Here is a 17337-nt window from a genome sequence, read left to right on the forward strand (position 1 = left end):
AAATATTAAATTCTGTATAGCTATAAAACATACATTACTTGTCTCCGTCAGGATCCAGGCCACTGTTGCAACTATGATGGTTGCATGAGCCCCAACTGATAGCAAAAATAACTGAATCATCATTTTTTGCATCCAGCTTTTGTAAATCCAATAGCTTATCCATAAAAGTGCCTCCTTAAATATAAATGTCTTTAAATTATACTATATTCCTAAATGAATGTCAAATCTTTTTTGCATTTATATATTTTCAACTTTTGAACAGATAATTGATAATAAGTCTAATACAAAAATATTTGTCCGACATGTATTTTTAAATATTTAAAAAATTGCTATCTTGAAATTTTATGTTTTTCCGGTAAAATAAAATCGTAACCGAAAGAAAAGCAGCTATACTGCCAGTGGTATAACAAGTGCTGCAAGCTGACAACTGGGACAAACCGGCCTTTTCTTTTTCCTTGCGAAGCCTTTTGATAACAAGGTTTTGTTGTTCTCTTAAAAACACACTTATTCATAATATTTTAACTAAATATAGTATTGATACAATTAAAAATAGCATGATATAATTATAAATATAGTTATGTTAACCTATCTAAAGGCAGGTATACAAAACCAATCCGACATTTTGCGCTCCCAAAAAATCCTCTGCGTTCTTTGCGCCCCCTGCGGTTAAATACCGAGTCCCAGCTGTTCGCAATGTCAGGTTGAAACGGGTGTTAGGCTTTAATTTTTTATTATCGCTTATAAATTCTTTAGGTGTTTGTACTATTATTTCCCTTTCTTTATAATCTTTTATATTTCGTGTTAATAATATTTTTATTCCATACCTCATTGCCGTATAATATTGTAAAGCATCTTCGAAATCTGAGAACTTTGAATTCAAAGCTAAATCTACTTCTTTTTCTTCTACCGGTATTACTTTAACAAGCAACCTCAGTTTCCGTAATGCTTCTTTTGATTTTTGTATACCTAATAACTTATATTTTCTAAATCCTGCTCTTTTATAATGCCGCTCAATTCTTTGACCAGCGGAGATATTTCTTCTATCCTTTGATTTATACCCATTGAATTATTAAAAAGATCTTCAACAAATTTTGACATACTTTTTTTATTTTTGACCGCATAATGTCTCATCGATTCAGCAATATTTTTATCTATTTTTAAAATCAATTCAGTTTTCATTTAGTCACCTCTCTGATATTATATCATAAAATCTGCAAATGATATAGTGATTTAGTGATAACATTATTATTTTTACTTCTGTGCGATAGTAAGTCTAACGGGCGGCGGATAAGCTGCATTGCCGCAAAGGCAATGTCAGGTTGAAGCGGGTGTTAGGTATTTTTATGCATACACATAAGTCTTTATTTCTTCAAGCTGGGGAGCAAGTTCCAATTTAGCATTCCGAATATCTATGTCATTCTGTAATGACATAAAATATCCATCGGACACTCCGAAAAATTTTGCAAGACGCAAAGATGTATCTATGGTAATTCTCCTGCGGTTATGAAGAATATCCTGAATACGGGAAGTTGGAACATTTATTTCTCTTGCAACTTTATAGGCTGAAAGACTAAGAGGAATGAAAAATTCTTCACTAAGGATTTCTCCCATTGTAGGTGTTTCAATATAATTAGACATGGTTCGCTCCTAGTGGTAATCCACAATTTCTACATCATAATAATGCCCATTTTTTTCAGTAAAACAGACACGCCACTGATTATTTATACGGATTGAATGCTGACCTTTTCTGTTTCCAACAAGAAGTTCCAGGTGATTGCTAGGCGGCACTCGTAAATCTTCCAGACACTTTGCGTTATCCAGCATCATCAGTTTACGCAAGGCGGCTTTCTGTATTGTAGTAGGAAGCCGTTTAGAAAACTTCTGATCATAGATAAGTTCAGTATCTTTATCCGCAAAACTCTTTATCATAATCACATTATATACCTTTCACATGTATATGTCAAGCAGATAATAGTGTTGAAATCGACATAAAGCCACATACTACCACTAACTTTTTTTCCTGAAAGTTCAATTCTATTTAAGAAAATAGGCTAGACTTGTTTTCTTAAATATTTTTTATTAATCTGTTAATCTGTGAAATATTTTTCTTTTTTATATATATTTTTAAGAATTCGTATTTACATGTCAAGTCGATTATTCCAATAGCATCACATATTATTTTCCAATTAATCTATTTCAGTTCTAGACTTATTTTCAGTTGAACATCACTATAATATTTCAAACAACCACTCAAAAATAGCTCAAGCTATAGAAACAAGCGACAAAGACTGTATGATTACACCCTACATATAGTATAATCATACAGTGATAAATAGACTCATCTATTCATTATCATCGTCATCTTTCTCTTTATCGTTATCATCATAATGGATATGACCGCTTCCGAATGGAGTATCAAAATCGATGTCTAAGATAACTTTATTTGTAATATCAATATCAGACATAAAACACCTCCTATAAATTTATTTTTAGATCGATAAATGTTATAGGTCGGTTCCGAACCTGCCTGCCTTTAGGCAGGTCAACCTAACATAGGTTCGCAACCGATATACGGACAAACCTCGTTGCGGTTAAATACCGAACCTCAGCTGTCCCTGCCGGCAACGTTCCCCTTTAATTGATTTTTTCCCGTCTTTGTGATAAACTTTCAAGCGGTTAAAGGATTGAAGATTTAATGAAAGAAAAAAAAGAAATTTTTACACTTTTACATCAAGATGCGGCTTCACCTGCAAGGACGGGAGTTTTGGAGCTGCCTCATGGAAAGGTGCTTACTCCGGCCTTTATGCCTGTTGGAACAGCGGCTACCGTAAAGGCGATGACAAAGGATGACTTAGACGAAATAGGTTTTGAAATTATTTTGGCCAATACATACCATCTTTTTTTACGGCCGGGAATTGAAGTTATAAAAGCGGCAGGGGGCTTACACGGCTTTTCAGGCTGGAAAAAAAACTTTTTAACCGATTCAGGGGGCTTTCAAGTTTTTTCGCTTTCACAATTAAGAAAAATTACCGAAGAGGGTGTAAAATTTCAAAGCCACATAGACGGAAGCCGTCAATTTTTAAGCCCTGAAATTGCGGTAGAATTGCAGACGGGCTTTAACAGCGACATTCAAATGCAGCTGGACATCTGCTCTTCTTTTGGGATAAGCAAAACCCAAACCCTTGCCGACCTTAAAATAACTATGAACTGGCTCGACAGAGCCTTTGCAGCTTGGCATAATACCCCCGATGAATATGACGGAGCCCTCTTTCCTATCGTGCAAGGCGGGTTCTTTGAAGACCTAAGACTTCAAAGCCTTGAAGCTATCTTAAAGCATGAACCTAGGGGAATTGCCATAGGCGGCCTTTCCATAGGAGAACCTAAAGACCTCTACCAAGAATATTTGAGTTTTACTGCAAAGCATATCCCAAAAAATAAACCTCTCTATGTAATGGGAATAGGAACCCCCGACTACATCCTCGAAGCCGTAAAAAACGGAGTCGATATTTTTGATTGTGTACTGCCTTCCCGAAATGCCCGGAATGGAAACCTTTTTACCCATGAAGGAGCCATTTCAATTAAGCGGAAAGAATACGAGTTCGACTTTAACCCGATCGATTCTCAATGCAAGTGCAAGGTTTGCCGACAATATACAAGGGCCTATTTGCGGCATTTATTTAGAACAAAAGAAATTTTATACTCAATGCTTGCAACTTATCATAACTTGGCTTTTTTATATAGTATGGTACAAGACATAAGAGAGGCCATTCAAAACGATTCTTTTAACGATTATTATAAAAATTTTTTAAAGAAATATGAAAACCGTTTAGAATAAGTATTTTGTAAGCCTTAAAATCGGTAGTGTTTTGTAAGGCAAAAACTTGTATCACGGAGGATAATTTATGAAAACCCTAAAAAAAGAATTAAACTTTTTTTTAAAACCCGGCGTGCTAAGCCTCCTATTTATTTTAAGCTTAGCAGTTCTACTTGGAGCCAAAGAAACCGCCCAGCCTCCTTCAGAAAATCAGGCAACTCAAGCTGATGAAAAAAAGAAAAAAGAAGTTTCGGAATTTGAAGAAAAAAGAGATACGATTCTTTACGGCATTGGCGACGATATCTTGGAACTTATAAAAAAACTAAAAGCCGATGAAGATGACCGCTTTGATGCCGATTTGCAGAAAGTATTTGCCGAGACCAAGATTCCTGCAATCAGAGAAGCCTTATTTGCTTACTTTGCCGAAAAAAAGAACGATTGCTTAAAGACCGATGCCCTCATGCTCTTGGAAAATAAAGATGACGCCCCCCAAGAAACCGTCCGTTCGGCGATTTCCTACATACGGGAACTTGAGATATATGAAGGCATAGATTTTTTAAGGCAAATCTTAAAAGATGAACAAGACGAATACAGGGACCTTTGTATTTCTGCAATAGGAAAGATAGGAAAACCGGAGGATGCAGTTTTTCTTACAGAGCTTTTTGATTCTGAAAGTTCCGATGACGAAAAAAAATCACTAATAATAAAACAAAACATAATGTTTGCCTTGGAAGATTTGCACACCCCCGAAATCAGTGATTTTTTAATTAGAGTCGCTGAAGACTCCGATGAAAATTCCATCATAAGAGGCAGTGCTGCTTCAGCTCTTGGAAAAATAGGCAACGAAGATGCTGTTCCGATTTTGTCGGAACTTTTTGAAGATAAGGATCCGGTTTTAAGAACAGCTGCGATAAAGGGCATTGCAAGCTTTAAGGACGAAAAAGCCAAAAGCATCTTGACCCAAGCCTTTAAGGATTCTTATTATAAAGTAAGACTGCAAGCCGTTCAGTCCGCAAAAGAAGAAAAAGCAGAAGATGCCGTTCCGTTTATTTTATACCGTGCAAAAAAAGATCCTGAAAATGTTGTAAAACTGGCCGCCATAGAAGCCCTCTCCCATTTTAACAATGCGGAAGCAAACGAATGGCTCATAGATTCTTTTAATGAAGAAATGACAGGCTTATCAATCCGCTTAAAAATTGCCGAAAGCCTTTTAAAGAATAATTTTAATGTAATTTTTGATGATGTAAAGAAGGCTGCATTAAAAGCTATTTCAGACAAGAAGCAAAATAAATTTTCCGCAGAGCTGGGCAAGGTTATTTCAAAAGTTGAAAACAGAGGAACAGCCCCCATAGCCGAGGCCTATCTAAATCATAAGGATCCGATTTTTAAGAGTATAGGGCTTGATATGTTTAAACGGAATAGATATCCCGAGCTGGTGTCCCTTGTTTCCTTAATTGCCGAAGACGAAAAAAACGGAGCTTTAAGCCGACGAGCTAAAGGCCTCTTACAATCCGGTAATACAAATAGCTCTCAAAACAATCAAACAGGCACTAAATAAAAATGGCAAACCGCTCTTGGTCTTCCGAAGCCCTTGTTCTTTCATTGAAGACATTCGGGGAGGGGCACAGAAACGCCCTTCTCCTCTTACCAGATACGGAACACTCCTGCAAGCTGGTAGATGCAGCCGTATTCGGCGGGCCTAAAAGCAAACTGCGAAGCATGGTCATTCCTTACCACACGGGAGAAGTTTGGATTTATTCCAACCCCATAAAAAATTCAAACAAGATAAGCGACTTTAAGGTAAGCGACTACCGCATAGGCCTCAGCGATAACCTGACCCGTATTTGGTGTGCCGCCTTTGCAGCCGAATTAGCCGTAAAGCTTAAAGGAAACATCGATTGGCAAATCATAAATTCCTTTTTAACGGGAATTGCCGTTTCTTCCGAAAGCGAATGTAGAAAAGCCCTGCTCCGTTTTTTGTGGAGGGTAATCTCCTTATCGGGTCTTGCCCCGGATATGGAACATTGCTGCCGCTGCGGAATAAGGGTTTCAAGTAAAATGCCGGAAACGGATTGCCTTAATAAAAGTGTTTCAGCCTTTTCTTACACCGAAAAAAACTTTTTTTTCGTTCCGCATGAAGATTCTTGCGTTTGCAGTTCCTGTCTTGATAAACACGAACCGGCCTTTCCCCTTTCAGGCGAAAGCCTTTTATACCTCTTTGCAGTTCAAAATCTTATCCCTAAAATTTCAAGAGAATTAAACCTCTCGGATCAAACCTACGCTGAGTTAAAAGATTTTTTATTCTATCTTATAAGGCTCGCTGCAGGTTCAAATTTTAAAACCCTCGAATCCTGTGATTTTTTGTTGTAATTCAGGCAATTTTAAACTCATTTTGCAAACGCAAATAAAACGCAAAAAAATGCGTTGCATTTACGTTTGTTATGTGGTATACTAATACAATAAACAAATCAGGAGTTTTACTATGAAAGAAAATAGATTTACGGAATTTAAAGAAGACCTTAGTTCCGGCTTTTTAAAAACGGTTTCGGCTTTTGCCAACTTCGGTACCGGAAAAATATTGTTTGGAATTAAAGACGACGGTTCTATAAAAGGAATTCAAAATCCTTATAAGATGTGTTTGGATATTGAAAATAAAATCAATGACAGTATTCACCCAAAGCCTGATTTTTCTTTTTCCATTAACCGCAGCACCGGTGTAATCACATTAGAAGTAAAAGACGGAGCATTTAAACCCTATTTATATAAGGGAAAAGCATACAGGCGAAGCGATACGACTACCGTAGAAGTAGATCAAATTGAATTAAAACGGCTGATTTTGATGGGAGACAACATGTCCTTTGAGGAGCTGCCGTCCCCTGCACAAGATTTGACCTTTGAGTCCTTTTTTCGGATTATTCAACAAAAATTAAAACTGGAAAGCTTAAGTACCGATGTCCTAAAGACTCTCGGCTTTTATACGAAAAAAGGAGAGTTTAATCATGCTGCTGCATTATTTGCAGATAAAAATAACTTCTCCGGTATTGATATGGTTCGGTTCGGAGCCTCAATCAGCGAAATTTTAGATAGGGATATTTTGACAAATAAATCAATCTTAGAAGAATATAATCAGGCAATTTTCTTTTTTGAAAAATATTATCAATATGAAAAAATTGAAGGAATGGAGCGGAATCTAATTGAACGCATACCTATAGAAGCTTTCCGAGAAACTCTTGCTAATGCAATCGTTCATAGGGTTTGGGATATTCCGGCACATATTCGTATTGCTATGTACCCCGATAGAATAGAAATCTATTCCCCCGGCGGATTACCCTCAGGTATCAGCAAGGAAGAATATTTGAAGGGCTATATCTCCAGATTGCGGAACCCGATTATAGCCAATGTTTTTTTTAGATTACACCTAATAGAAATGTTTGGAACAGGTATCAAGCGTATCATGGACTGCTATGAAGAATATGATGTAAAACCGATTTTTGATATTTCAGAAAACAATATTTGTGTAACTCTTCCCGTTGTCGACCGAAAAAAAGAAGTAAATTCGGATGAAATGATTATTCTGGAAATTTTGTCAAAAGGAATACGATTATCCAGCAGTGAACTGGTTTTAAAAAGCGGCTTTGGAAAGAATAAGGTTGTAAGACTTATCGGTTCTTTACTTGAAAAAAACTATGTTCAAAAAGAGGGAAGCGGCAGAGGCATAAAATATCATGTATAGGGAACCTTGAAAAACTTCAGTTTTTTGAGGTTTTTCTTAGATTTCTTTTTAAAAAATTACTATTTATTTCATCTATCTCGTACAATAATATTGAGAGGTGAAAATGAAAAATCAAAATTTAAAAGAAAACGATGAGTTGTACCGATGGGAGGATACGCCGGATGATCTTTATTGTCCCTTTGTCTGCGAGACCGATAATCCCGAATACAGTTTGGAAAAAACCGAAGATGCCGTTGCAGTTTGTGCAAAAAACGTTTTCGGTATTCCGTCGCTCTATCCTTGGCAGAGGCTGGCGATAGCCAACATTCTAGATGCGGTTCATGCAGTGGATGCCCGCATTGAAGCCGAACAAACCGAACTTAAAAATAAAGACGGGGAAGATTCGGACAAAGATGCAAAAACAAAATTTCTGCAAAAAATTACCTTAAACACCGAAGAAGAAAAAATAACGTCCCTTTACGATGAGGATGGAATTATGCGGGGCAGGCAAATTATTCTCCTTCCCACAGGAGCCGGAAAATCTTTGTGCTTTCAAGTTCCGGCCCTCCTGCTGGACGGGCCTACAGTAATCATCTATCCCCTCCTAGCCCTTATGAGCGATCAGTTTAGGCGAATGGCGGAGGGAGGACTTGAGCCTGTTATCTTTAAGGGCGGGCAAACTAAAGAAGAAAGAGAAGCCCAGCTTGCACGCATGGAAGGGAGCGACGGCAAGCCTCCTGCAAAGCTCATAATTGCAAACCCCGAAGTTCTTTCAGGCGGAACTCTTATAGATAGGATTGCAGCATGCAATGTGGTTCACTTGGCAATAGACGAAGCACACTGCGTTACCGAATGGGGAGACAGTTTTAGACCTGCCTATCTTGAGCTTACAAACATAATCAAAAAGCTTCATCCATTCGCCGTTTCAGCTTTTACGGCAACGGCGAGTCCTCCGGTTTTACAGCGTATAGCCGAAATTCTTTTTGAGGGCAGGGCTCATTTGGTTCGAGGCGAATCGGACAGAACAAATATAATTTATTTTGTAAAGCATTGCAGGGTAAAAAATCCTGCCCTTCTGGAAGAGGTGCAAAAAAGAAAAAGACCTATGGTTATTTTTTGTTCCAGCCGAAAGGGAACGGAACAGACGGCCTCATTTTTGCGCCTTCGTTTAAATGATGAAAATATAAGATTTTATCATGCAGGCCTCGAAAGAGAAGAAAAAGCCGAAACAGAAAAATGGTTCCATGAACATAAAAGCGGTATACTGATATGTACATGTGCATGGGGGATGGGTGTTGATAAGAAGGATGTTAAAACTGTAATTCACATGGATCCTTCTCCTACTGCCGAAGCCTATATTCAAGAAGCAGGAAGGGGCGGGCGTGACGGGAGCATTGCCGAAGCAGTTCTGCTATGGTCGCCTTCCGATAAAAAGAGGATAGAGCTTTTGCCCGAAAAACAGCGTCTTAGGGCAGGAGTTCTTAAAGACTTTGCCGAAAGCGGAAAGTGCCGCAGGGCGGTTCTATTAAAGGCCCTCGGTGAAACAAGGGCAGAAGCTTCCAATCCTGATGAAGAAGTAATCGCCTGTTCGGGCTGCGATATTTGTAATAAAACGGCGGTTCAATATCCCGAGGACGAAAAGCTTTTTATAAAGCTTATAAAAGCAAATAAAAGAATTTTTACTCAAAATGAAGCAATCGATTTTTTTTCTTCAAAGAAAACATTTTGGGAAGCCGGGGATGTAAAGCGTTTAAGTGCAGAGCTTCTCGAAGAGGGGCTTATCAAAAAATTGAAAACCCCTCTTTGGAAGGATAAGCTCAGTGTTTAGTTAAGTTTAAAACTTGATAAGTTTAAAAACTTTCTTCCAAACGGGCAAAATAAGCTTTGGGATGAGCACAGGCAGGACATTTTTCGGGAGCGTTTTTACTGACCACGATAAAGCCGCAGTTTAAGCACTTCCATGTTGTCGGACTTTCTTGTACCCACATAGAATTCTCTTCGAGCCTTTTGATAAAGGCCTCATACCTTTCTGCATGGTATTTTTCGGCAACAGCGATGCTGTCCATAACGGCAGCGATTAAAGGAAAACCTTCTTCCCTTGCAATTTTAGCAAATTCGGGATACATGTGCTGCCATTCATGATTTTCGCCGGCGGCAGCCTGCCTTAGATTTTCCAAAGTTGTACCTACCACACCTGCAGGAGCCGTAGCCGAAACGGTAACCTCTCCGCCTTCTAAAAAGTTAAAGAGGCGTTTTGCATGTTCCCTTTCCTGCTCTGCCGTTTCAATAAAAATCCTTGCAATTTGCACAAAGCCTTCCTTTTCGGCCGTGCTTGCCCAAAATGTATACTTATTACGAGCTTGAGACTCTCCGATAAAAGCCGAAAGGATATTCTGTTCGGTCTTTGTTCCTTTTAATGATTGCATACTCTTCTCCTATTAGTATAAAAGTGACTAATGTTCTTAAAAAGGGGCACAGAGTAAAAACTCATTTTTTAAAAACAAAAGCCTATATTTTAGTATAACTCTATTTTTAAAAGAGTAAAAGAGGGCAAGAAAAACAAAGTTTTTAATATTTTAAAACTTCAATAACTTATTTTTAACAACTCTTCATCAGTTAATTTAATAATTTTTTTCATTTCTTAATCCTCCTAATATTTGCTCTTTATATAGAATAAACTCTTTTAAAGTATCATTCCATTGATAATCATCTATCCATTCACCGTTTCCCGACTTATCTTTTATTATAATTATTTTTTTATACCAATCAACAGATACTATATCGTAACGATCACCATATACATAACCGGAAACAAAAGATCCATCATTATATTCAACCATTAATAGCCCGCCGCCTTCTATATTAAAAAAAGCAGCAAGATATATTTCATTTATTCCATTTTGATTAAAGTCGGCTATCCACCCTTGTGAAAATTTAAACCCGAAAGCTTCCACTTCAGAAAGTTTATCATTACTAAGACCTGGATAAAAAAAACCGCCGGAATTACTAATATAGTAGTCACTTATTATCTTGCCTTCAGAAACTACAAAACATCTCACCCTTTCTATAAATTGATCATATATTTCCGGATCAGGATCATCTTCATAAAACATAACAAAGTATTCATCATATCCTGAGTTTGTAAAGTTCCCCTTTACATAATCAAGGATTTTCATATCATATTGTTTATATCCTATAGTTTTGACTCCCGTATCCCAATCTGTATGCACAACTTCCTTAAATAAAGGATATTGTGTGTTTTCGTAATCTTCAAACAGTTTTATCATTTCATCTTTTTTTTCATCGTTTTCCATACTATATACAGAACCGTGTACTTGGTTTTCTATAAGCTCTTCATTTATTCTTCCCATGTTGTTCTCACTTAAAAGATTATAAGAGAGAGGAAGATACATCTGTTCAATGTTGTACCACTTATAGGTAACCTGATAATCAAGAGTTCCTCCGTTTTGAGTAGGCGCTTTATATTTACAATAGCAAAATTCACCATCTTTTTTTATCTCATAAAAATGAATAAACTCAAGGTTATCTGCCGGACTATACAATACCGGAGCCTTTTGCTGTGCCAATTCATCAATAGTAATACCTGTAGGGAATTTATAGTTTAGGATTTTTTCTTTCTTATCTAGTTCGGCTCCAAGCTGTTTAAGTTTCTCTTCGTATGTTTTACTTTTTTTGTATTTTTCTTCTAATTCCTTAATTTGTTCAGGACTCTTCACGTGCGTGTTATATTCAGGCTTTGATAAAAATTCATTTTCTTTCGGTTCAATTTTTGCAGATGATTCAACTTTTGCTTCAACAGGCTTCTGTTCTTTAACCTCTTTAGAACACGAAATGATAAAAGCCGCTAACATTAAGATGAAAATGAGTTTTAATTTGTTACTTTGCATTAAGGCATTCTCCATAGCTCATATGTTTTTTTCAAGAGCACGTATTCTTGTAAATCTTCATCCCAAGAAAATACCGAATCAAATTTATCTGCATCTTTATAGTTATTTGATTTCATATAAATTCTTTTTTGTTCCCAATCTACAGAACTCAGATTATAACTATCCGGGCAAACATAATTGGTTTTAAAACCATCTTTATCAAATTCCACAAATAATAAACAATTATGCTCTTTATATTTATTATTCTCATCATAATAACCATACTCACAGAAAAAATATATATCATTTATTCCGTTTTGGTTAAAGTCGGCAACTCGGCAGCAAGAGCGGGGATGATGTGAGTCAATATCAAATCCGAAATTCTCTGCCTTAAAATCAGGAGAAAAATAAATGTCTTTAACAGGTAAAATATATTCTTTAACTATCTTATGCTTAGGCATTATAAATATTTTTACTGCACTTATAAAAGTGCTAAAAGTCGTACCGTCTCCATCTTCAATATGGAATAGAACCAAATACTCGTCGCTGCCGGAATCCGTAAAATTACCTTCTGCGCAAAATAAGATGGTTGACCACAGATCATCATTTTCTAAGGGATGGTTTTCAGCCTCATATTCTACAAAATAATCGGCTATACCTTTGTAACCATAAAGGCTTGTTAGTTTTCCATTGACTTGTTTTTCTATTATTTCTTTATCTATCTTACCGATATTAACTTGACTTATAAGTTCAATTTCTGAAACATAATAAGCATTATCTGTTTGACTTTCTTTATAAGTTATTTTATACTCAAGTGTTTTTTTATCGTTTTTCTTATAGTATATCTCTCCTTCCTTTTTATCCACATCGAATGTTATATTAACAATCTCATTTTTATCAAAAAATCTATCCACTGTTTTCATGTTAGAAAATATATTATCAGTGCTATAAGGCCAAATTGATTCGCTTTTATTATATATATCTTCTATAAGTTTATCAATTTTTTCTTGATGAATTTTAATTTTGCTTTGTTTTTCTTCTTCGATAATTTGCTCAGGCATTTTCTCAGGCTTAGGCAGTTCAGCTTTTATCTCAGCTATATTTTCTCGATTGCATGAGAATAAAAAAAGTCCGAAAATTAGTATAAAGATTAATTTGTTTGTTTTCAATTTTGTCCTCCGGTTAGTAAATTCAAATTATAATAATATGCAAATAAATTTTCCATTAGTATCTTTTATATTCATATACCCTTTTAAAAAGAACATATTCTTTTAACTCTTCACTCCAAACAAATGTGTCTATCTTCTCTTGCCATCCGTTAAAGCCTTTAACGGCACTCAATACAGCATTCACTGTTATCATTTTTGTATTCCAATCAATAGAGGCTATATCATAGGTATCAATAGATATATAATTAGTTATAAATTCATTTCCATTAAATTCTACAACTAATACATTGCCCGGTTCTATATTAAATAAAACAGAAAAATATATTTCATTTATTCCGTTTTGATTAAAATCGGCAATCCTTCCTTGTGAAAATTGAAAACCAAAATTATCAAATTTTTTAAGATCGAGATGTGTGTAATCACCCCAAAAAAAAGCTCCGCGAGGAAAAGTTATGTAATAGTCATTAATTATCTTACCTTCAGAAACTATAAAACATCTCACTCTTTCTATAAATTGATCATATATTTCCGGATCAGGGTCATCTTCATAAACCATAACAAAATATTCATCATATCCTGAGTTTGTAAAGTTCCCCTTTACATAATCAAGGATTTTCATATCATACTGTTTATATCCCTTAGTTTTGACTCCCGTGTCCCAATCCGTATGGACAACCTCTTTAAATAAAGGATATTGTGTGTTTTCGTAATCTTCAAACAGTTTTATCATTTCATCTTTTTTTTCATCAGTTTTTAAATCGTATATTTCCTCATGTAATTGTTGTTCTATTATTTTTCTGTCTATATTACCTATATCTATAGAACTCATAAGCTCAATTCCTGAAACAGCATAATACTTCCTGAACTTCGGTTTTTTAATTTGTAAATTATAATCCAGTATTCTGCCGTTTTGAGTTTTTACCTTCTGTTTGCAGTGATAACTATCTCCTTCTTTTATTACTTCTTCAAAATTTGTATAATTATAAACCTTTTTTTTATGATCATACAAGCCTGTTATAGCCCTTTTCTGTTCAAGATCAACATCTGTTGCAGCTACAGGAATTTGTGCTATAATAACATCCTCTTTTCTATAAAGCTCTCTTTCAAGCTGATCAAGTTTCTCTTCGTATGTTTTACTTTTTTTGTATTTTTCTTCTAATTCCTTAATTTGTTCAGGACTCTTCACGTGCGTGTTATATTCGGGCTTTGATAAAAATTCATTTTCTTTCGGTTCAATTTTTGTAGATGTTTCAACTTTTGCTTCGACAGGCTTCTGTTCTTTAACCTCTTTAGAACACGAAAATAAAAGAATCGCTAATATTAAGATAAAAATAAGTTTTGATTTATTTTTTTGCATTATATCCTTCATACCTTAAGATTTTAACATCTATATATAAAAATTATTTTGTATCGGCCTTCCAAATGCCCAGCCACTCGCCTTCAGGTTTTTGTGAAATAAGGGTTTTACATTTTTCTGCATAGTGCTTTGAAGGAGGATCGGCTTCTTCCGTTTGAACAAAAATATTTAAGGCTTCTTTAAAGTTTCCGGCATAGAATTCTTTTAAACCTCTACCAAAGGAATCGAGCAAGGCTTTTTTTTCGTTATAAGTTTTTTCGTCCATGACTTCATAAACAACTACGGGTTCGGATTTTCCTACAACGGCGGCACGGGCAAGCTCTCTGAATCTTAGAACTGTACCGCTTTCTTCAGCTTGTTTTTTTGCGGCCTCAGCGCACATTGTGTAAGAACCGAATTGCTTATTTAAACCTTCCAGGCGGGCGGCCAAGTTTACCGAATCACCTAACATTGTATAATCGAAACGGCTTACCGAGCCCATGTTGCCGACAATGGCAAAGCCCGTATTAAGCCCTATTCTCATTTTAAAGGGCCTGCCTTGAGCCCGCTTTTCAAAATCGGCACGCCTTTCTTCAAGTTTTTTTTGACAAGCCCAAGCCGCTTCTACGGCAGAACGGGCATGATGTTCCACTCGTGCAGGAGCATTCCAAAAAGCAATTATAGCATCACCTTCATACTTGTCGATTGTACCGCCCGAATCCAAGATAATTTTACTCATATCCGAAAGATAATCGTTTAAAAGCTCGGTAAGGGCCTCAGGGGTTAAACTCTCCGAGATTGAAGTAAAACCTTGCAAGTCCGAAAAGAAAATCGATATTTCTTTACGCTCCCCGCCGAGCTTTAATTGGGATGGGTCGGCAATCAACTGTTCAATAACGGCAGGGCTTAGATACTGCTTAAAGGCATTTTTTAAATAACGCCTTTGTTTTCCTTCAACCATGTAACTGACTGCGAGGGAGGCAACAAAAGATAAGACCATTCCGGCAAGCACCGAAGCCGCGGGTATCGCAATTCCTAAACGGAATAGATAATATGCGATGAAAAGATAGAGGGCAACAAAAACCAAAAAGCTCACAGCATTTACAATTATCGAAGCAGTTCTGGATTTTATTTTTTCCGAAAAAATTTCGGGCAAACCTGCAAGAATAATACAAATTAAAATAATCAAAGCATTAATCAAAAAGCCGGTGTTTACAATTCTATTACCCGAAAGAATATTATCTAAAAGAGTTATATGAATGCCGACTCCCGGGTATGAAGCGGAAACGGGGGTTTGACAAATATCGAAAAGACCGGGAGCATAGAGACCGAAAAAAACATACATGTCTTCAAAATCTTCAGGATTAAGTTCGCTTTCCCTTCCCGCCCTTATGTCGGCTTGTGCCTTTAAAATATCGCCTGCACTGTAAGGCAAATAATCATCAATACTTTTTGTAAAGCGGAGATTAAGCTCCTCAGGCAAGGCCTCATCTTCATTCCCACCCACAAAATAAGAAGCAATTCCAAGAGTAGGAATCTTATAATTTTTCCACGAATAAAAAAGACGAGCACGCCTGATAGTTCCGTCAGAATCGGGAAGACTGTTTACATTTCCTATAAGTTTGGCGGATGAAGCAATTTCGTCTATAGGGAAAATCCGTTGCCCCCTGTCAAAAAAAACGGTTTGAATAACTATGCCGCTTTCCTTTGACGCATCAGCAAATTTTTTATCATCAACATCCCCATAGGAAGAAGGCTCCGTAAAGAGCATATCAAAGGCTACAGACTTTGCTCCGCCGCCTGAAAAAAAATCGACTATCTCAGCATAGGCTTCACGCGGCCAAGGCCACGTCCAGCCCCTTTCGGAAGCTGCATAGTTTAAGCTTTTTTGATCTACTAAAACTAAAACAATTTCATCGGAGGGAGAAAAATAAGAAGCCGTTCTATTCATTCTATCATCATAAAAAAAATATTCAGCCTGCTTAAAAACTCCCAAATAAATAAAAAAAAGCACAATGAAAAAAACCGGAATGGAAATAAAAAACAGCCTTCGTATTTTCTTCATAAACTTTTTCCTTATTTCAGTTTATTCTTTTGATAGCGGTTAAGCCTCGCAGAACGGTTATAGTCGCCTGCAAGTTTTTTTGATTCCTTTTCTACGGATTTTATACGGGAAACGGCTGATGGGTGAGTTTTGCCGAAGCCTCTACTGTCATGTTTCTGTTTTTCACTCATAATTTTAAGCATTTCGGTCATAGCCTTGGGATCATATCCCGCCTTTGCCATCAGATTGACGGCAAAACGATCTGCATCATATTCTTGGCTTTTAGAATAACCCGAATTTACCAAGGTTGTTACGATTTCTTTTGATGCATCTTCTAAAAATTTAAGTTCCGCTTTTTTCTCGGAACCTACAGCCATTGTTGCCGAACTTTCTACTGCGGCAGCAGTTATTCTATTAGCCTTAATGGCTCCTATACCGTGCTTTAGTTGAATGTGCCCAAGCTCATGGGCTATGACACCGGCAAGAGCATCTTCAGAATCCGTACAAGACAAGAGTCCCTTGGTAACCAGCACATGACCGCCGGGCGTTGCAAAGGCATTTATTTCGTCCGTATCCAATATCGCAACATGATAGCCGTTATAGGATTCAGGTACGTCGGAATTCAAAACCAAGGTCATACAGATCAAGTTAAGATAGTTTTCCAACTGTTTGTTCCTGTAAAGTTTATAATTGCTTAAAATGATGGCAGCAACTTCCCTGCCTATATAATACTCTTTCTCATTTTCAATAGGCTTCGACGCTTCAACAATAGGGGCTGCAGCATCAATAGCATTTTTTGTAAAAGCAAGAGGATCATCTAAACTTCCCAATAGGGCACAAGATAAAACAACTACCGGTATTAAACTTATAATTACAAATAATCCGAATTTTTTCTTCATTATTCACCGTCCTCCAATAGGCCTTCTTTAATAAAAAAATGTAAATCCGACGGGTTTATCTTTATGCCTTCAACGCTGTCAACTGCCGCATAATTTTTTTTACCTGAAGACGAAAACTCCGCGCCCGAGCCTTCCGTTAGACCCTTTCCTGCAAGAGCCAATTCTTTTGCTTCTGCAGAAGTTCTTTTATCAAAAGAGCCGGCTATTTTTTTTCTTGTAAGATTTGCCTTTGGAAGCCAGCCTACAAGGTTCGGGTTTGAAACGGGAGAAACCTTCATCCATTTTCCTTTTTCTTCTAAAAGATATACCTGATCCCCGTACCTTACCTGTACAAGGTCTTTAGCAAAAAAGCCCGAGTCGGATTTTATCCAAGTTTCTTTTATATTCACATACATTTTTTTGGAGGATTTTTCCGCCGTCAGTACTCCCAAAACAGCAAAAAACATAAGCAAACACAATATCTTAGATTTTTTCAT

18 protein-coding genes and 1 pseudogene are annotated in these 17337 nt (G+C 36.6%); 5 read left to right on the forward strand and 14 right to left on the reverse strand.

The window, feature by feature from the left end:
• Positions 1 to 34: 34 nt before the first annotated feature.
• The 7 genes and pseudogenes from E4N80_RS12930 to E4N80_RS12935 all read right to left on the reverse strand — a co-directional run bounded on the left by E4N80_RS12930 (position 35) and on the right by E4N80_RS12935 (position 2465).
• Positions 35 to 163 (reverse strand): hypothetical protein, encoded by a 129-nt coding sequence (locus E4N80_RS12930; protein ID WP_264306798.1) that lies wholly within the window; start codon positions 161 to 163, stop codon positions 35 to 37.
• A 261-nt stretch (positions 164 to 424) separates the two neighbouring features.
• Positions 425 to 508: pseudogene (locus tag E4N80_RS12990) on the reverse strand (helix-turn-helix domain-containing protein); the annotation flags it as partial.
• An 81-nt stretch (positions 509 to 589) separates the two neighbouring features.
• Positions 590 to 928, reverse strand: a complete 339-nt coding sequence (locus tag E4N80_RS10865; protein ID WP_253699224.1) for a hypothetical protein — start codon at positions 926 to 928, stop codon at positions 590 to 592.
• 38 nt (positions 929 to 966) lie between these two features.
• Positions 967 to 1179, reverse strand: a complete 213-nt coding sequence (locus E4N80_RS10870; protein WP_253699225.1) for a DUF6364 family protein — start codon at positions 1177 to 1179, stop codon at positions 967 to 969.
• Between the two features lie 162 nt (positions 1180 to 1341).
• On the reverse strand, positions 1342 to 1638 hold the full coding sequence (locus E4N80_RS10875; protein WP_253682921.1) for a HigA family addiction module antitoxin: 297 nt from the start codon (positions 1636 to 1638) through the stop codon (positions 1342 to 1344).
• A gap of 9 nt (positions 1639 to 1647) precedes the next feature.
• Complete coding sequence (locus E4N80_RS10880; RefSeq protein WP_253682922.1) at positions 1648 to 1929, reverse strand: type II toxin-antitoxin system RelE/ParE family toxin; 282 nt, start codon at positions 1927 to 1929, stop codon at positions 1648 to 1650.
• Between the two features lie 413 nt (positions 1930 to 2342).
• Positions 2343 to 2465, reverse strand: a complete 123-nt coding sequence (locus E4N80_RS12935) for a hypothetical protein (protein WP_301338664.1) — start codon at positions 2463 to 2465, stop codon at positions 2343 to 2345.
• Positions 2466 to 2695: 230 nt separating this feature from the next.
• Here E4N80_RS12935 and tgt point away from each other — a divergent pair, with 230 nt between their 5' ends.
• The 5 genes from tgt to E4N80_RS10905 all read left to right on the forward strand — a co-directional run bounded on the left by tgt (position 2696) and on the right by E4N80_RS10905 (position 9354).
• The gene (tgt, locus tag E4N80_RS10885) at positions 2696 to 3835 is read left to right on the forward strand and encodes a tRNA guanosine(34) transglycosylase Tgt (RefSeq protein WP_002692428.1); all 1140 of its coding nucleotides are present in this window, start codon (positions 2696 to 2698) and stop codon (positions 3833 to 3835) included.
• A 67-nt stretch (positions 3836 to 3902) separates the two neighbouring features.
• Positions 3903 to 5372, forward strand: a complete 1470-nt coding sequence (locus tag E4N80_RS10890; protein ID WP_253699226.1) for a HEAT repeat domain-containing protein — start codon at positions 3903 to 3905, stop codon at positions 5370 to 5372.
• 2 nt (positions 5373 to 5374) lie between these two features.
• On the forward strand, positions 5375 to 6184 hold the full coding sequence (gene recO, locus E4N80_RS10895) for a DNA repair protein RecO (protein ID WP_253699227.1): 810 nt from the start codon (positions 5375 to 5377) through the stop codon (positions 6182 to 6184).
• 112 nt (positions 6185 to 6296) lie between these two features.
• Positions 6297 to 7547 (forward strand): ATP-binding protein, encoded by a 1251-nt coding sequence (locus tag E4N80_RS10900; RefSeq protein WP_253699228.1) that lies wholly within the window; start codon positions 6297 to 6299, stop codon positions 7545 to 7547.
• Positions 7548 to 7650: 103 nt separating this feature from the next.
• Positions 7651 to 9354: a RecQ family ATP-dependent DNA helicase gene (locus E4N80_RS10905; RefSeq protein WP_253699229.1), complete on the forward strand. Its 1704-nt coding sequence runs from the start codon at positions 7651 to 7653 to the stop codon at positions 9352 to 9354.
• A gap of 22 nt (positions 9355 to 9376) precedes the next feature.
• On the opposite strand, the gene rbr is transcribed toward E4N80_RS10905, so the two are convergent.
• The 7 genes from rbr to E4N80_RS10940 all read right to left on the reverse strand — a co-directional run bounded on the left by rbr (position 9377) and on the right by E4N80_RS10940 (position 17337).
• Positions 9377 to 9952: a rubrerythrin gene (gene rbr, locus E4N80_RS10910; protein ID WP_253699230.1), complete on the reverse strand. Its 576-nt coding sequence runs from the start codon at positions 9950 to 9952 to the stop codon at positions 9377 to 9379.
• 195 nt (positions 9953 to 10147) lie between these two features.
• Positions 10148 to 11434 (reverse strand): clustered-type lipoprotein, encoded by a 1287-nt coding sequence (locus E4N80_RS10915; protein WP_253699231.1) that lies wholly within the window; start codon positions 11432 to 11434, stop codon positions 10148 to 10150.
• Positions 11434 to 12582 (reverse strand): hypothetical protein, encoded by a 1149-nt coding sequence (locus tag E4N80_RS10920; RefSeq protein ID WP_253699232.1) that lies wholly within the window; start codon positions 12580 to 12582, stop codon positions 11434 to 11436. The genes E4N80_RS10915 and E4N80_RS10920 overlap by 1 nt, the downstream gene beginning before the upstream one ends.
• A gap of 55 nt (positions 12583 to 12637) precedes the next feature.
• Positions 12638 to 13939, reverse strand: a complete 1302-nt coding sequence (locus E4N80_RS10925; RefSeq protein ID WP_253701059.1) for a clustered-type lipoprotein — start codon at positions 13937 to 13939, stop codon at positions 12638 to 12640.
• Positions 13940 to 13982: 43 nt separating this feature from the next.
• Positions 13983 to 15983, reverse strand: coding sequence for a CHASE2 domain-containing protein (locus tag E4N80_RS10930; protein WP_253699233.1), 2001 nt, complete (start codon positions 15981 to 15983; stop codon positions 13983 to 13985).
• 11 nt (positions 15984 to 15994) lie between these two features.
• A complete protein-coding gene (locus tag E4N80_RS10935) occupies positions 15995 to 16861 on the reverse strand; it encodes a M48 family metalloprotease (RefSeq protein ID WP_253699234.1) in 867 nt (288 codons plus the stop codon).
• Positions 16861 to 17337, reverse strand: coding sequence for a hypothetical protein (locus tag E4N80_RS10940; RefSeq protein ID WP_253699235.1), 477 nt, complete (start codon positions 17335 to 17337; stop codon positions 16861 to 16863). Before E4N80_RS10940 ends, E4N80_RS10935 begins: the two co-directional genes overlap by 1 nt.

Source organism: Treponema denticola (assembly GCF_024181605.1).
GTDB lineage: Bacteria > Spirochaetota > Spirochaetia > Treponematales > Treponemataceae > Treponema_B > Treponema_B denticola_B.

What these genes read in the sequence shown, in the direction of transcription:
- E4N80_RS10890 (WP_253699226.1), top strand. Translation starts at nt 3,903, where the DNA reads ATGAAAACCCTAAAAAAAGAATTAAACTTTTTTTTAAAACCCGGCGTG.
- tgt (WP_002692428.1), top strand. Translation starts at nt 2,696, where the DNA reads ATGAAAGAAAAAAAAGAAATTTTTACACTTTTACATCAAGATGCGGCT.
- E4N80_RS10915 (WP_253699231.1), bottom strand. Translation starts at nt 11,434, where the DNA reads ATGCAAAGTAACAAATTAAAACTCATTTTCATCTTAATGTTAGCGGCT.
- E4N80_RS10935 (WP_253699234.1), bottom strand. Translation starts at nt 16,861, where the DNA reads ATGAAGAAAAAATTCGGATTATTTGTAATTATAAGTTTAATACCGGTA.
- E4N80_RS10900 (WP_253699228.1), top strand. Translation starts at nt 6,297, where the DNA reads ATGAAAGAAAATAGATTTACGGAATTTAAAGAAGACCTTAGTTCCGGC.
- E4N80_RS10870 (WP_253699225.1), bottom strand. Translation starts at nt 1,179, where the DNA reads ATGAAAACTGAATTGATTTTAAAAATAGATAAAAATATTGCTGAATCG.
- E4N80_RS12935 (WP_301338664.1), bottom strand. Translation starts at nt 2,465, where the DNA reads ATGTCTGATATTGATATTACAAATAAAGTTATCTTAGACATCGATTTT.
- E4N80_RS10905 (WP_253699229.1), top strand. Translation starts at nt 7,651, where the DNA reads ATGAAAAATCAAAATTTAAAAGAAAACGATGAGTTGTACCGATGGGAG.
- E4N80_RS10930 (WP_253699233.1), bottom strand. Translation starts at nt 15,983, where the DNA reads ATGAAGAAAATACGAAGGCTGTTTTTTATTTCCATTCCGGTTTTTTTC.
- E4N80_RS10880 (WP_253682922.1), bottom strand. Translation starts at nt 1,929, where the DNA reads ATGATAAAGAGTTTTGCGGATAAAGATACTGAACTTATCTATGATCAG.
- recO (WP_253699227.1), top strand. Translation starts at nt 5,375, where the DNA reads ATGGCAAACCGCTCTTGGTCTTCCGAAGCCCTTGTTCTTTCATTGAAG.
- rbr (WP_253699230.1), bottom strand. Translation starts at nt 9,952, where the DNA reads ATGCAATCATTAAAAGGAACAAAGACCGAACAGAATATCCTTTCGGCT.
- E4N80_RS10875 (WP_253682921.1), bottom strand. Translation starts at nt 1,638, where the DNA reads ATGTCTAATTATATTGAAACACCTACAATGGGAGAAATCCTTAGTGAA.
- E4N80_RS10925 (WP_253701059.1), bottom strand. Translation starts at nt 13,939, where the DNA reads ATGCAAAAAAATAAATCAAAACTTATTTTTATCTTAATATTAGCGATT.
- E4N80_RS12930 (WP_264306798.1), bottom strand. Translation starts at nt 163, where the DNA reads ATGGATAAGCTATTGGATTTACAAAAGCTGGATGCAAAAAATGATGAT.
- E4N80_RS10940 (WP_253699235.1), bottom strand. Translation starts at nt 17,337, where the DNA reads ATGAAAAAATCTAAGATATTGTGTTTGCTTATGTTTTTTGCTGTTTTG.